The organism is Variovorax sp. 01T439_2, assembly GCF_056398445.1.
In genome coordinates this window covers 1-14,412 of record NZ_JBFTPJ010000030.1, presented here as the reverse complement: position 1 = coordinate 14,412, position 14,412 = coordinate 1, and the positions used below count along the sequence as shown (strand labels likewise).

The 14,412-nt window shown below is 68.9% G+C and carries 14 protein-coding genes; 8 read left to right on the top strand and 6 right to left on the bottom strand.

Features of this window, described 5'->3' with window-relative positions; translation table 11 throughout:
• Nucleotides 1-9 precede the first annotated feature (9 nt).
• Genes AC1DOC_RS02745 through AC1DOC_RS02725 form a run of 5 tightly spaced genes read right to left on the bottom strand, consistent with a single transcriptional unit; the run spans nucleotide 10 to nucleotide 5,900 of the window.
• Nucleotides 10-546 (bottom strand): hypothetical protein, encoded by a 537-nt coding sequence (locus AC1DOC_RS02745; protein ID WP_012746092.1) that lies wholly within the window; start codon nucleotides 544-546, stop codon nucleotides 10-12.
• A 47-nt stretch (nucleotides 547-593) separates the two neighbouring features.
• On the bottom strand, nucleotides 594-2,054 hold the full coding sequence (gene tldD / locus AC1DOC_RS02740) for a metalloprotease TldD (RefSeq protein ID WP_478129376.1): 1,461 nt from the start codon (nucleotides 2,052-2,054) through the stop codon (nucleotides 594-596).
• Nucleotides 2,055-2,107: 53 nt separating this feature from the next.
• Complete coding sequence (gene rodA / locus AC1DOC_RS02735) at nucleotides 2,108-3,262, bottom strand: rod shape-determining protein RodA (RefSeq protein ID WP_478129375.1); 1,155 nt, start codon at nucleotides 3,260-3,262, stop codon at nucleotides 2,108-2,110.
• Nucleotides 3,263-3,294: 32 nt separating this feature from the next.
• On the bottom strand, nucleotides 3,295-5,151 hold the full coding sequence (locus AC1DOC_RS02730; RefSeq protein WP_230537743.1) for a sensor histidine kinase: 1,857 nt from the start codon (nucleotides 5,149-5,151) through the stop codon (nucleotides 3,295-3,297).
• 5 nt (nucleotides 5,152-5,156) lie between these two features.
• Nucleotides 5,157-5,900 carry a response regulator transcription factor gene (locus AC1DOC_RS02725; protein ID WP_012746088.1) on the bottom strand — a complete coding sequence of 248 codons (744 nt, stop codon included), beginning with the start codon at nucleotides 5,898-5,900 and terminating at the stop codon, nucleotides 5,157-5,159.
• Between the two features lie 299 nt (nucleotides 5,901-6,199).
• Here AC1DOC_RS02725 and AC1DOC_RS02720 point away from each other — a divergent pair, with 299 nt between their 5' ends.
• From AC1DOC_RS02720 to mtgA, 5 genes are all read left to right on the top strand, one after another.
• Nucleotides 6,200-6,793 (top strand): YqiA/YcfP family alpha/beta fold hydrolase, encoded by a 594-nt coding sequence (locus AC1DOC_RS02720; RefSeq protein ID WP_012746087.1) that lies wholly within the window; start codon nucleotides 6,200-6,202, stop codon nucleotides 6,791-6,793.
• A gap of 64 nt (nucleotides 6,794-6,857) precedes the next feature.
• A complete protein-coding gene (locus AC1DOC_RS02715) occupies nucleotides 6,858-8,918 on the top strand; it encodes a ribonuclease catalytic domain-containing protein (protein ID WP_478129374.1) in 2,061 nt (686 codons plus the stop codon).
• 37 nt (nucleotides 8,919-8,955) lie between these two features.
• Nucleotides 8,956-9,807: an energy transducer TonB gene (locus tag AC1DOC_RS02710; protein WP_012746085.1), complete on the top strand. Its 852-nt coding sequence runs from the start codon at nucleotides 8,956-8,958 to the stop codon at nucleotides 9,805-9,807.
• 21 nt (nucleotides 9,808-9,828) lie between these two features.
• Nucleotides 9,829-10,686, top strand: a complete 858-nt coding sequence (gene aroE, locus AC1DOC_RS02705) for a shikimate dehydrogenase (RefSeq protein WP_478129373.1) — start codon at nucleotides 9,829-9,831, stop codon at nucleotides 10,684-10,686.
• Nucleotides 10,683-11,426, top strand: coding sequence for a monofunctional biosynthetic peptidoglycan transglycosylase (gene mtgA / locus AC1DOC_RS02700; protein WP_478080565.1), 744 nt, complete (start codon nucleotides 10,683-10,685; stop codon nucleotides 11,424-11,426). Before aroE ends, mtgA begins: the two co-directional genes overlap by 4 nt.
• Here the strand turns inward: mtgA and AC1DOC_RS02695 are convergent.
• Nucleotides 11,371-11,808: a ribosomal maturation YjgA family protein gene (locus tag AC1DOC_RS02695; protein ID WP_478080566.1), complete on the bottom strand. Its 438-nt coding sequence runs from the start codon at nucleotides 11,806-11,808 to the stop codon at nucleotides 11,371-11,373. The genes mtgA and AC1DOC_RS02695 overlap by 56 nt on opposite strands.
• A 7-nt stretch (nucleotides 11,809-11,815) precedes the next feature.
• Between AC1DOC_RS02695 and AC1DOC_RS02690 the strand changes: the two genes are divergently transcribed.
• From AC1DOC_RS02690 to ruvC, 3 genes are all read left to right on the top strand, one after another.
• Nucleotides 11,816-12,697, top strand: a complete 882-nt coding sequence (locus tag AC1DOC_RS02690; protein ID WP_026283870.1) for a 1-acyl-sn-glycerol-3-phosphate acyltransferase — start codon at nucleotides 11,816-11,818, stop codon at nucleotides 12,695-12,697.
• A gap of 251 nt (nucleotides 12,698-12,948) precedes the next feature.
• Nucleotides 12,949-13,938, top strand: coding sequence for a phosphatidate cytidylyltransferase (locus AC1DOC_RS02685; protein WP_018903630.1), 990 nt, complete (start codon nucleotides 12,949-12,951; stop codon nucleotides 13,936-13,938).
• Nucleotide 13,939: 1 nt separating this feature from the next.
• The coding region (gene ruvC / locus AC1DOC_RS02680) for a crossover junction endodeoxyribonuclease RuvC (protein WP_478129372.1) at nucleotides 13,940-14,412 on the top strand (473 nt) is incomplete at its 3' end.

The following is a 14,412-nucleotide window of genomic DNA, read 5'->3' as shown; positions in this document are numbered from 1 at the left end:
CCAAAGGGCTCAGCGGTAGCCGGATTCGTTGGGGTTGTGGATGATCCAGATCAGGTTGCCGCTGGAGTAGTCGCCCATGCCGCCGCCCGCGAAGACCAGGCGGCCCTGGCCCTTGTAGGTCATCTCGTAGCGGTGGCGGTCGCTGCCGAAATAGAACGGAATGAAGGCCTTGCCCGTGACGTAGGCGCCCTGGTCGGTCGGCGGACCGGCCAGGTCGGTGACCTGCTTGGCGCTCATGCCGATCTGCAGCCGCGTGAACCTGCTGTTGCGCGCGGGGTTGCCGGTGATCTCGCCTTCGTAGCCATTCAGGCCCTTGACGGTGCGGCCGCTGCCGGCTTCGACCTTGGAGGAATCGACCACGTTGCCCTGGGCATCCATGCCCGCCTTGGCGCCGCCGCGGGCCGGTGCTGCCGGCGCGGCAGCGGGTGCCGCCGCGGGCTGGCTGCCGCCCGAGCCGCCGCGCGAAGCGCAGCCTGCGGTTGCGAGTGCCACTGCGGCAGCCGCGGCCCACAGGGCCGCAGACGAATTGATCCTGATCCTCTTCATCGAATGCTCCTCTTTGTAAAAATCGAGGAGCGGAGCTTAGCAAGGCCTCAGGCCGTTCCGCCTACGGTCAAACCATCGATGCGCAGGGTGGGCTGGCCGACGCCGACCGGCACGCTCTGGCCTTCCTTGCCGCAGGTGCCCACGCCCGAATCGAGCTTCATGTCGTTGCCGATCATGGTCACGCGGGTGAGCGCGTCGGGGCCGTTGCCCACGATGGTCGCGCCCTTGACCGGGTACTGGATCTTGCCGTTCTCGACCCAGAAGGCCTCGCTGGCCGAGAACACGAACTTGCCGCTCGTGATGTCGACCTGCCCGCCGCCGAAGTTGGTGGCGTACAGGCCCTTCTTGATGCTGGCCACGATTTCCTTCGGGTCCTTGTCGCCGCCGAGCATGTAGGTGTTGGTCATGCGCGGCATSGGCAYGTGGGCGTAGSWCTSGCGGCGGCCGTTGCCCGTGGGCTTGACCTTCATGAGGCGCGCGTTGAGCGAATCCTGGATGTAGCCCTTGAGGATGCCGTCCTCGATGAGCACGTTGCGCTGGCTCGCGTTGCCTTCGTCGTCGACGTTCAGCGAGCCGCGGCGGTCGGCAATGGTGCCGTCGTCGAGCACCGTCACGCCCTTGGCCGCCACGCGCTGGCCGATGCGGCCCGAGAACGCGCTCGAGCCCTTGCGGTTGAAGTCGCCTTCCAGGCCGTGGCCGATGGCTTCGTGCAGCAGGATGCCGGGCCAGCCGGAGCCGAGCACCACGGTCATCTCGCCAGCAGGCGCCGGGCGTGCATCGAGGTTGGTCAGCGCGGCCTTCACGGCCTGGTCGACGTATTCGGCGATCTGCGCGTCGTTGAAGTAGGCCAGGCCGAAGCGCCCGCCGCCGCCGCCCGAGCCGACCTCGCGCCGGCCGTTCTGCTCGGCGATCACGGTGACCGACAGGCGCACCAGCGGCCGCACGTCGGCCGCCAGCGTGCCGTCGGCGCGCGCCACCAGCACCACGTCGTATTCGCTCGCCAGGCCCGCCATGACCTGCGCCACGCGCGGGTCGCGCGAACGCGCGAGCTTCTCGACCTTTTCGAGCAGCTTGACCTTGGCCGTGCTGTCGAGCGTGGAAATGGGGTCGACGCCGTTGTAGAGCGAGCGGCTCGAGGCGATCTTGCGGGCGGCCGTCTTCACGCGGCCGGTGCGGCCCGCCGAGGAAATGGAGCGCACCGTGCGGGCCGCGTCGAGCAGCGAAGCCTCGGAGATGTCGTCCGAATAGGCAAAGGCCGTCTTCTCGCCGCTGACCGCGCGCACGCCGACGCCCTGGTCGATGCTGAAGCTGCCGGTCTTGACGATGCCCTCTTCCAGGCTCCAGCCTTCGCTGCGCGTGTACTGGAAGTACAGGTCGGCGTCGTCCACCCGGTGCGCGGTGATCTCGGCCAGGGCCTTGCTCAGGTGCGATTCGTCCAGGCCGAAGGGCGTGAGCAGGAGCTTTTGCGCCGTGGCGAGGCGCTCGATGGTGGGTTCGCGGGAGATCATGGCGCCATTCTAGGCAGCCGCCCTCTTCCGTGCCGGGCCCAAGGGCACTGGCGCTAGYTCTGGGCGAGCTTTCGGGCCCGGGCGATCGACATCAGGATGCCCAGCCCCAGCCCCAGCGTGACCATGGCGGTGCCGCCATAGCTGATGAACGGCAGCGGCACGCCCACCACCGGCAGGATGCCGCTCACCATGCCCATGTTGACGAAGGCATAGGTGAAGAAAATCATCGTGACCGCGCCCGCCAGCAGGCGCGAGAACAGGGTCTGCGCCGCGGCGGCAATGGCCAGCCCGCGGAAGATCAGCAGGATGAAGGCTGCGATCAGCGACAGGTTGCCCACCAGACCGAACTCCTCGGAATAGGCGGCAAAGATGAAGTCGGTGGTGCGCTCGGGGATGAATTCGAGGTGCGTCTGCGTGCCCTGCATGAAGCCCTTGCCGCCGACCCCGCCCGAGCCGATGGCGATCATGCCCTGGATGATGTGGAAGCCCTTGCCCAGCGGATCCTTGCTGGGGTCGAGCAGCGTGCACACGCGCTGCTTCTGGTAGTCGTGCAGCACGCGCCAGTCGACGCCGTCGGCGCACAGCTGCGATTCGAAGCCCACGATCAGCGTGACCGCCACGGCACCGATCACCACCGGCGGCACGATCAGCTTCCAGGGCAGCCCGGCAAAGAAGATCACCGCCATGCCAGCCGCCAGCACCAGCAGCGAGGTGCCCAGGTCGGGCTGCTTCATGATGAGCCCGACCGGCACCGCCAGCAGCACCGTGGCCACCACGAAGTCGAGCGGCCGCAGCTGGCCCTCGCGGCGCTGGAACCACCAGGCCAGCATCAGCGGCATTGCGATCTTGAGGATTTCGCTCGGCTGGATCACCACGCCCACGTTGATCCAGCGCTGCGCGCCCTTCTTGGTGATGCCGAACAGCGCCACCGCGACCAGCAGCGCCACCCCGGTCGCGTAGAGCGGCACCGCGAACATCATCAGCCGCTGCGGCGGCACCTGGGCCACCACGAACATGATGAAGCCGGCCAGCAGCATGTTGCGGCCGTGGTCGGCAAAGCGCGAACCATGGTCGTAGCCCGACGAATACATGGTCAGCAGCCCGGCAAAGGCCAGCAGCAGCACGGCAAAAGCCAGAAAGCCGTCGAAGCCCTGGAAGATGGGCGCGACCCGGCGCGCCAGGGAGGGCTGGTTGAACACTGCGGACATGGGGGCGGATTATCCGCGCCCCGCCGGGCATTTCAGGCGAAGCCGAGCTGAACGACCGTGCGCCCCGGTCGGCTTTCGAGCGCCAGCCGTGCGCCGATGGCCGCGGCACGCTCGGCCAGCGCCCTGGGCACCTGCTGCGCGTCGAAGCCCTGGCCGTCGTCGATCACGCGCAGCTGCACGGCGCCGGCCGGCGCTTCGGCCTCGATCCTGAGCGTCCGGGCCTGGGCATGCTGCAGCACGTTGGAAATCGCCTCGAACAGCAGGAACTGCAATTGCCGCATGGCTTGCGCGTCGAGCCGCTTCACGTCGGGCACCTCGTCCACCGCCCACTCGAACTGGATGCCCGCGGCCGCCAGCCGCGGCTCCAGCCGGTAGCGCAGCGCCGCCAGCAGCGCGCCGACGTCGCCCGGCGGCAGGTGGATGGAGTCGATCGCCAGCTTGAGCTGGTCGAGCGAGTCGCACAGCGTCCGCAGCAATTCCTCGGGGCTCGCCTGGCCCGACTGCAGCTGACGGATGGCCGAGCTGATGTGCGAGCCCACGCCGTCGTGCATGTCGCGCAGGATGCGCTCGCGCTCGTGGGTGCGCGCCTGGTCGCGCGCCACCTGCTCGAGCGCGGCGAAGGTGGACGCGAGTTCGCGTTCGCGCTGCGCCACGCGCTCGGCCAGGGCCGCGACCGAGCCGCGCGCCTGCACGCTCGCGGCATGGAAGCGCCGCAGCACGATCAAGAGCAGCGCGATGCCGAAGAACACGGAGGAATAGCGCACCCAGGTGGTCTCGCCGTAGGCGTCGCTCAGGCGGATCACGAGCCAGTCGCGGGTGCCGAAGCCCAGCGTCACCAGCGCGGCGGCGGCCACCAGCAGGCGGCCCACGTTCGGCCGCCGGATGGTGGCCACGGCAAAGGCGCCGACGAACAGCGCGACGAACCCGATCTCCAGTGCGAGCCAGCCGGTGAGCCAGTAGGGCTCCTCGCGGTGAAGCGCGAGGGCGGTGGCCACCACGGTTCCGGGCACCACGCCGGCCATCGGCCAGCGCAGCCAGCGCATGCGCGGGCGGCGGTGCCAGCCCGCGAGGTGGTAGCAGAACATCATGGCCGACGTGGCCCAGCCCGCATAGCAGGTGGCCATGAGCACGCCCCAGGCGCCCCAGGGCAGCGGCGGTTCGGCGATCACGCCGTCGGCCACGCGGATCGCCCAGCAGAACTCGGCCAGCGCGGCCCAGAAATAGAGGCTGTCGCGCCGGCGCCATCCGGTGGCGGCGGCATCCACCTGCGTGAGCCACAGCGCCAGCGCGATGCTGCCGACGATCAGGCTGAAGGCGGTCAGGAGCACCGAGCCGGTGAAGCGCCAGGCATAGGCGCTTTCGAAGAGATCGGTGCGCACCGGTGTCGCCGGCCCGATGGTCACGCGCGACAGCCCGCCCCTGCGGGCGCTGTCGGCGCGTATGCGGACCTGCAGGCGGTTCTCGCCGGGCTTCAGCAGGTGCCCCGGCACCGGCACGTAGAGCGGCGCCTTGGCGTAGTCCGGCCCGTTGCCGCTGGCGAGGTCGCCATAGACCTGCAGCAGCGCGTCGTTGAGCCAGACCTCCAGAACGCTGCCGGCGCGCGGAACGAAGATGCCCCAGGGCACCTCGGGCTCGGCGTCGAGCGTGAACGGCAGCTCGAAGGTCGCGTAGCCGGGGCGTCCGCCGTGCTGGCGGTCCCAGTGGTAGGAGAGTTCGACGGGCGCCTTGTGCGTGGCGCCGTCGACGGTGGTCCACACGGTGCCGCGGCGCAGTTCGATCGTGCCCTCGGCCGCCGCGGCCGCCGCCGGCTGCGCTGCCAGCAGCAGAGTTGCCGCGAGCCACAGCGCGGCAAGAGCCCTGCCCGCCCGCCCGAACATGCGTCCGGCCACGCGATTCACCCCGGATGGGACAGCAGGCCGAGGCGCGTGGCCTCGAACACGGCCTCGCTCTTGGAGTGCACGGCCAGCTTGCCGTAGAGATTCTTGATGTGCGTCTGCACCGTATGCACGCTCAGGCCCTTGAGGCGTGCGATCTCGGCATAGGAAAAACCGCGCGCGATCAAGGTCAGCACCTCGTGCTCGCGCGCGGACAGCAGGCTGGGCGCCGTGGTGGTGTTGCCGAGGGCCGCCTCGGGCGGCGCGGCGGCGAGCGTTCCGGCCAGCTGCAGGCTGCGGTACTTGGCCAGCACGCGCCGCGCGATCATGGGCGAGATCGGCGAGGCGCCGGCCTTCATCTCGACGATGGTCTGCGCAATGTCTTCCGGCGCGGCGTCCTTGTGGATGTAGCCGACGGCGCCGGCCTCGATGCTGGCCAGCACGTTTTCCTCGTCGCCGAAGACCGAGATCACCAGCGGCTCGCAACCCGGAAAGCGCGCCACGGCCTCGCGGATCACGTCGAGCCCGCTGCCGTCGGGCATGCCGAGATCGACCAGCAGCACGTCGGGAATGATGGTGGCCTGGGCCATCCACGCCAATGCCTCGTGCACCGTGCCGGCGCTTCCGAGCCAGAAAAGGCTGGCGCTGCGCTGCACGCTCGCCTCGAAGAAGGCGCGCGCGCGGCTGTCGTCCTCGACCACGAGCACGCCCCAGCGGTGCGTCTTCCCGGTGTCCGTTGCCTCGATGTTCATGGGCTTGAGCATAAGCTTCGGCGCAACGCAAAAGGGCCGGCGGACCTCCCGTTTTCATGGGATGCGGACACCGGCGCGGGCCGTTGAAACTCGCGTTGACTTGCGAGTCCGGTCGCGCGCTCCGGTTGAATACTTTTTGCTTCTTGGCATCGTCCATGGACCCTGTGGCAAACCAACACCTCCGTGCAGTAAGCCCTCATATCGAAGCCTCGTGCGCCGAGGACCGCGTCGGGCGCACGGTCCTCATGCAAAATCAACCGGCTCCTTCCAGGGAGCTGTGTAGACCGCACCACTTCCAGTCTCCGCCCCGCATGGACCCGCAAACCACTCACCTGTTGTACCTGCACGGATTCCGCTCCTCGCCCCGCTCCACCAAGGCGCGGCTGATGGCAGCGCGCGTGGCCCGGGAGCACCCCGACCTGCAGTGGTGGTGTCCGCAACTGCCGCCCTCGCCGCGCGAAGCCATCGACATGGTGATGAAGGGCATCGCGGACTGGCCGCGCAAGTCGATGGCCGTGGTGGGCTCCTCGCTCGGCGGCTTCTATGCCACCTACGTGGCCGGCATGACGCGCTGCCGCACCGTGCTGCTGAATCCGGCGGTGCATCCGGCGCGCGACCTGGCGCGCTACATCGGCGACCAGACCGCCTGGCACGACCCGGCCGAGCACTTCTATTTCAAGCCCGAATACATCCAGGAGTTGCGCACCATGGAGGTCGGCGCACTCACCCGCCCCGAGCGCGTGCTGGCCATCATCGCCAAGGGCGACGAAGCGCTCGACTGGCACGAAACCTCGGCGCGCTATCCCGACAGCAACATCAAGCTGATCGAGGGCGGCGACCATGCTCTGTCCGATTTCGAGGAAAACCACCTCGACGACGTGATCGCGTTCATCAATCCCGTCTGAGGCCCGGCAGGCATCGCGCAGCGGCCAGGCCCGTGCGCGTCCCCAAGTCTGGGACAATCCGGGCATGTTTGTATTGTTTGAAGAAGCCGGCAAGTACCTCGGCGGCCGCGTGCTGTCGGAGGCCGAAGCATCGGCGCAGGTCGAGCTCGACACCGGCAAGCGCGTCAAGGTCAAGGGCGCCAACATCGTTCTGCGTTTCGAGAAGCCGGCCCCGGCCGAGCTGATCGTCGAGGCGCGCGCGCTCGCGGCCACGATGGACCTCGACCTGGCCTGGGAATTCGCGCCGGAGGGCGAATTCGGCTTTGCCGATCTCGCATCCGACTATTTCAGCGACAAGCCCACGCTCGCGCAGCAGGCCGCGGCGCTGTTCGCGCTGTTCGAGGCGCCGCACTACTTCCGCCGCGCGGGCAAGGGGCGCTTCAAGAAGGCACCGGCCGAGATCCTGCAGCAGGCGCTGGCCGCCATCGAGAAGAAGAAAGTGGTGCAGGCGCAGATCGTCGAATGGGCCGCCCAGCTGRCCGAGGGCATCTGCCCGCAGCCGATCCGCGAGCAGCTCTACAAGATCCTGTTCAAGCCCGACAAGAACGCGCCCGAATACAAGGCCGTGGTCGACGCCGCGCGCGCCACCCAGCGCCCGCCGCTCGAACTGCTGGAACGCGCCGGCGCCATCGACTCGCCCTACCAGTTCCACTGGCGGCGCTTCCTGTTCGAGAATTTTCCCAAGGGCACGGGCTTCCCGGCGCTCGCCGCGCCGCCCATCGTGGACGACCTGCCGCTGGCCGAAGGCGTGCAGGCGTTCTCGATCGACGACTCGCAGACCACCGAAATCGACGACGCGCTGTCGGTGCAGGGCCTTGGCAGCGGCACCGTCACGGTCGGCATCCACATTGCCGCGCCCGGCCTGGCGCTGACCCCGGGCAGCGCCATCGACCAGGTGGCGCGCGCGCGCATGTCCACGGTCTACATGCCGGGCCACAAGATCACCATGCTGCCCGACGAAGTCGTGAGCACCTACACGCTGCTAGAAGGCGGCGACCGGCCGGCGGTGTCGCTCTACGCGCGCTTCGACGAGACCACGCTCGAGCTGCAGTCGACCGAGACGAAGCTCGAACGCGTGCCGATCGTGGCCAACCTGCGGCACGACCAGCTCGACGCCGTGGTCACGCAGCCCTGGCTCGAAGACGCCTCGTTCACGAGCGAGAACACGCCCGAAGCCGCTGCGAAGCTGCGCGCGCCGCTCTCGTTCCTGTTCCGCCTCGCCAAGCAGCTGAAGGCCCAGCGCGAAGTGGTGCGCGGCAAGCCCGAGAACTTCAACCGGCCCGACTACAACTTTCGCCTCGTGGGCAACGACGGCGAACCGAACGGCAGCGAACAGGTGCAGATCACCACGCGCCAGCGCGGCGCACCGCTCGACCTGATCGTGTCCGAGGCCATGATCCTGGCCAACAGCAGCTGGGGCGGCTGGCTCGGCGAACTCGGCGTGCCCGGGCTCTACCGCAGCCAGGCCAGCCTGGCGCCCGGCATCAAGGTGCGCATGGGCACGCGGGCCTTGCCGCATGCGGGCCTGGGCGTGAAGAGCTATGCCTGGAGCACCTCGCCGCTGCGCCGCTACACCGACCTCGTGAACCAGTGGCAGATCATTGCCGCCGCGCGCCACGGCAAGACCGCCGCGCTGGCCGCGCCGTTCAAGCCCAAGGATGCGGACCTGTTCTCCATTCTCTCGGGCTTCGATGCTGCCTACGCAACCTACAACGCCTACCAGGGCGGCATGGAACGCTTCTGGACGCTCAAGTACCTGGAGCAGCAAGGCATCACCGAGCTCGAGGCGACCGTCATCAAGGACATTCCGAACGGTGCCCTGGTGCGCGCGGACACCCTGCCGCTGGTGTTCCCGGTGGCGGGCCAGCAGGAGCGCGGCGCGCGCCTGCGCGTGAAGCTCGGCGAGATCGACGAGATCGCGCTCGACGTGCACGGCACCGTGCTCGAGCGCCTCGATGCGCCCAAGGCCGATGCCGCGGCCGAGGAGGAAGGCGGCGACGAGGAAGTGGAAGAAGTCGCCGGCCCCATCGCCATTGCAGTCGACCTCAGCGACAGCGAGGCGGCCCCGGAAAACACGCCGGCATGAGCACCGGCCACTCCATGCGCGCCAAGGAGCGTCGTCCATGAACTTCAGGGATCTGAGCACGCTGCAGATCGCACTCGGCGTGTCGGTCATCGCGCATGCCGCACTTCTTGCGGTGCGCTTCGTCGATCCCGAATCATTCAACCGGGTCTTCAGCGAAACACCGCTCGAGGTGATCCTGGTCAACAGCAAGACCAACGACAAGCCCGACGCCAGGGCCCGCGTGATGGCCCAGACCTCGCTCGCGGGCGGCGGCGACCTCGAACGCGGCCGCGCCACCAGCCCGCTGCCGCCGTCGAGCTTCACCGCCGTCGGCGACTCGATCGAGGAGGCCCGGCGCCAGGTCGAGGCCATGCAGGCCCAGCAGATGCAGCTGCTCGCGCAGCTCAAGCGCGAGCTGGCCGCCATGCCCGCGCCGGACCCGCGCGCCTCGGGCGACCCGAAGGAGGCCGTGGCCCGCGAGGAAAAGCGCCGCCAGATGGTGGAGCTGCTGGCCGAGATCGAGCGCCGCGTGAACGAAGAGAACGCGCGCCCCAAGAAGCGCTACCTGAGCCCTTCCACGCGCGAGGCGGCGTACGCCATCTACGTGGACACGCTGCGCCGCCGCATCGAGGTGCGGGGCACCGAGAACTTCCCCACGGCGGCCGGCAAGAAGCTCTACGGCGAGCTCAAGATGACGATCACCATCAACCACGACGGCAAGATCCTCGACACCGTGGTCGACGAAAGCTCGGGCGACGTCGTGCTCGACCGCCGCGCCAAGGCCATCGTGCACAGCATCGGCAGCTTCGGCAAATTCACCGATGCGATGCGAAAAGAGACCGACCAGATCGTGCTGCAGTCGCGCTTCAAGTTCACGCGCGACGAGACCATCGAGCTCTCCTCCCAATAGACAACAGCGAATCCACGCGCCATGGACCTGTACTGCGTAATGGACAACCCGGTCGAGCACAGCCGCTCGCCGCGCATCCATGCCCGGTTTGCCGAACTCTGCGGCCAGCAGATGGACTACAGCCGCCGGCTCGTTCCGGTCGGCGCCTTTGCCGAAGGCGTGGCCGCCTTCCGCCGCGAAGCCGCCGAGCGCGGCGACACGGCGCGCGGCTGCAACGTGACCGTGCCCTTCAAGTTCGACGCCGCTGCGCTCGCGCAGCACACCAGCGAGCGCGCCGTGCTTGCGCAGGCGGTGAACACGCTGCGCTTCGAAGCCGACGGCAGCATCCACGCCGACAACACCGACGGCATCGGGCTCGTCAACGACATCGTGCGCAATGCCGCCGTGCCGCTGGCGGGCCGCGAGCTGCTGCTGATCGGCGCGGGCGGCGCCGCGGCGGGCGTGCTCGGGCCGCTGCTGGACGCCGGCGCCGCGCGCATCGTGGTGGCCAACCGCACGGTCGGCAAGGCCATGGCGCTGGTGCAGCGCCATGCGGCACTGGCGCTGCGCCATGGGGCAGCGCTCGAAGCCTGGGCGCTCGGCGAGGTGCCCGGCAATTTCGACGTGGTGGTCAATGCCACGGCCTCCAGCCTTGCGGGCGACGCGGTGCCGGTGCGCGCGCAGGTGCTGCGCCCCGGCGCGCTCGCGGTCGACCTGATGTACGGCCCCGCGGCCGCCGGCTTCATGGCCTGGGCCGAAGCCCACGGCGCCGTACCGCGCGACGGGCTCGGCATGCTGGTCGAGCAGGCGGCCGAGGCCTTCGAGATCTGGCGCGGCGTGCGGCCGCCCGCCGCGCAGGTGCTGGCCGAATTGCGCGCCTCGCTCGCCGCCGGCCAATGAAGCGGCTGCTGCGGCTGGTGGCCTGCCTGCTGGTGGCGGGCGTGGCGATGGAGCTTTTCTTCGTGGGGCGCATCGCGGCCATGGCGGTGGTCGATCCGCAGAGCACCGCCTTCCAGCGCAGCGAAGCCTGGCAGATCGCCATCCACCAGGGAAGCAAGGGCGCGTGGCGCCAGGAGTGGGTGCCCTACGCGCAGATCAGCGACAACCTCAAGCGCGCCGTCATTGCGAGCGAGGATGCCGACTTCATCGACCACAACGGCGTGGAATGGGAAGCCATCGAGCGGGCGCGCCAGCGCAACGCCAAGGCCGAGGAGCTCGCCGCCAGGCGCGCCGCGCGTGCCATCGCACGCGGCAAGCCGGTGCGGCCGGTGCAGCTGCGCGGCGGCTCCACCATCACGCAGCAGCTCGCGAAGAACCTGCTGCTTTCCGGCGAGCGCACGCTGCTGCGCAAGGGGCAGGAACTGGCGCTTGCGATGGCGCTCGAGCTGCTGCTCGACAAGCGGCGCATCCTCGAGATCTATCTCAACAACGTCGAATGGGGCGAAGGCGTGTTCGGCGCCGAGGCGGCGGCCCAGTACTACTTCAGGAAGCCCGCCTCGCGCCTGAGCGCCGCCGAAGCCGCGCGCCTTGCCGTGATGCTGCCGAGCCCCAAGTTCTTCGAGCGCCGCACCGGCTCGTCCTACCTCAGCGGGCGGGCGTCGACGATCGTGGCGCGGATGCCGTCGGCCGAACTGCCCTGAGGGCTTCGCGCAGCGCTTCCATGGCCAGCACGGCTGCGAAGCCGATCGCATAGGCCAGCACGTCCCACCCGTCGGCCGTGCTGCCGAGCACGATGCGCAGGGCGCGGTTCGGAATGTGCAGGTGCCAGGCCGAGGCCAGGAACTGCCCCAATTCGACCGCCAGGCCCACGCCGAGCGCGGCCAGCGCCAGTGGCAGCACGCGCGCGGCGATGAAGGCCTTGAAGACGAGGTAGACCCACGCCACGGCCAGCACGTCGCCGAAGAAGCTCCGCAGCCAGCCCCAGCGCGCGCCGACAGTGGCCAGCAGCACGAGAACAAGGAACAGGGCCACCGCCCACACCAGGGAAAGAGGATCGAAACGCCATCGCATGCCCCGTATCATCGCGCCCATGCTGGCAAAGCTCACAGGTTGGTTGTTGTTGGGAATCGTCCGGTTGCTCACCGGCGCCCAGGCGCGCTGGTACGGCTGCCCGCCAAAGGCCGAGCAGCGCATCTATTTCGCCAACCACCAGAGCCACGCCGACCTCGTGATGATCTGGGCGGCCCTGCCCGAGGAACTGCGCAGCATCACGCGGCCGATTGCGGCGCGCGACTACTGGGCCAATACGCCCGTCAAGCGCTGGATCACGACCGAGGTGTTCAACGCGGTGTATGTGGAGCGCGCGGCGACGGCGACGGCCGCGCCTGCCGCAGCGCCGGCGGAACCCGAAGCGCCCCCGCCGCCCGTGCGAGCTGCCGCCACCGCGCCGCAGCCCGAGCGCATCGAACCCTCGATGGAGCCCCTGCTGCCGCTGGCGCCCATGGCACCGCCTGTCGTCGACATCACCCCCGAAGCCTTCGACGAAGTGCAAGGCCGGCTCGACCTTCCCGCTCCGCCGCCACCGCCACCACCGGCCGCGCCGCCCGTCGCACCGCCAGCCGTCGAGCCGGAGCCGCCCACGCCCGCCTCCGACCCGCTGGCGCCGCTGGTCGAGGCACTGCGCAGCGGCGACTCGATCATCATCTTTCCCGAAGGCACGCGCGGCCACACGGGAGAGCCGCAGAAGTTCAAGTCGGGCCTCTACACGCTCGCGACGATGTTTCCCGAGGTGGTGCTGGTGCCGGCATGGATCGACAACGTGCAGCGCGTGATGCCCAAGGGCGAGATCGTGCCGGTGCCGATCCTGTGCTCCGTCACCTTCGGCGCGCCGATCCGCGTCGAGGAAGGCGAAGAGCGCCGGCCGTTCCTCGATCGCGCCCGTGCCGCGGTGATTGCATTGCGCGATGTCTGAAATGAAACCTCGCCTTTCTTTGTGCCGCGTTGTGTTTAGGGCCTGCCGTTCAGGGCGGTGGTTGATCAGCCGCGAACCGACAGCGTGCCCAGGTGCACAGGGCATCGGGTGCTCCCCGCAGCGAAATCAAGGAGGAGGCCGCAGGCCGGGGGACATTCGCGGAGGGGAGTACCCGGTGGCCTGTGCACGCGCCCCGAACAAGAGCGCCTGCAACGCAAGCACCAACAACAACAGCGCGGAGGAAAACTGACATGAACCAGTTCCTGCGCAGCCTCACCCCGACCCAGCAGGTCGCGGCCCTGTTCCTCATCGTCTTCGGCCTGCTCGTGATCGTGAGCACCACCGCCTTCCTGCTGAGCTTCAGGGAACGGCGCAACCCCGTGCACGACGCCGCCTGGCAGGCCGAGCTTGCGCACTACCGCAAGCTGCTGGGCACCACCTGGTTCATGGTGATCGTGTTCTGGATCGGCTGGGCACTGGGCGAGACCGTCGCCACCGTGCTGTTCGCGCTCATCGCCTTCTTCGCGCTGCGCGAGTTCATCACGCTCTCGCCCACGCGGCGCGGCGACCACCGCAGCCTGATCCTGGCCTTCTTCGTCGTGCTGCCGATCCAGTTCTGGCTCGTCGCCACCGCGCGCTTCGACCTGTTCACCGTGTTCATTCCGGTCTACGTCTTCCTCGCGATCCCGGTCGCGAGCGCGCTGGCCGACGACCCGAGCCACTTTCTCGAGCGCAACGCCAAGCTCCAGTGGGGCATCATGGTCTGCGTCTACGGCATGAGCCATGTGCCCGCGCTGCTGCTGCTGAGCTTTCCGGGCTACGAAGGCAAGAGCGCCTTTCTCGTGTTCTTCCTGGTGTTCGTGGTGCAGACCTCGGTGCTGGTGCAGCACGTGATCTCGCGCCGCACCCAGCGCAAGCCCTTCGCGCCCAACGTGAGCCGCAGCTTCAACTGGACCAGCTGGGGCATCGGCATCGGGGTGGCCAGCCTCGTGGGCGCGCTGTTCTCGTTCATCACGCCCTTCAGGTTCGGCCAGGCCCTGGCGGTGTCCGTCATCGCCTGCATCGCGGGCTCCATGGGCCACCTGGTGATGAAGGCGCTCAAGCGCGACCGCGGCATTCCCAACTGGGGCAAGAAAGGCGTGGGCGTCACCGGCGCCAACGGCCTGCTCGACCGCGTCGATGCGCTGTGCTTCGCGGCGCCGATCTTCTTTCACTCGATCCGCTGGTACTTCAACCTCTGACATGCGCATTCTCGGCATCGATCCCGGCCTCCTGACCACCGGCTTCGGCGTGGTCGATTCGGACGGCCATGCACTGCGCTACGTGGCCAGCGGCACCATCAGCACGCGCCACCTTGGCAGCGGCAACCTGCCGGCGCGGCTCAAGGTGCTGTTCGACGGCATCGCGGAAATCGCTGCGCGCTACCAGCCCGATGCCTCGGCGGTCGAGATCATCTTCGTCAACGTCAATCCGCAGTCGACGCTGCTGCTGGGCCAGGCGCGCGGCGCCTGCGTGACCTCGCTGGTCAACAGCAATCTCAGCGTGGCCGAATACACCGCGCTGCAGATGAAGAAGGCAGTGGCGGGCCACGGCCAGGCCGCCAAGGCGCAGGTGCAGGAAATGGTGAAGCGCCTGCTCGACCTGCCGGGCCTGCCGGGCGCCGATGCCGCCGACGCGCTGGGCATTGCCATCACGCAGGGCATTGCCATCACGCA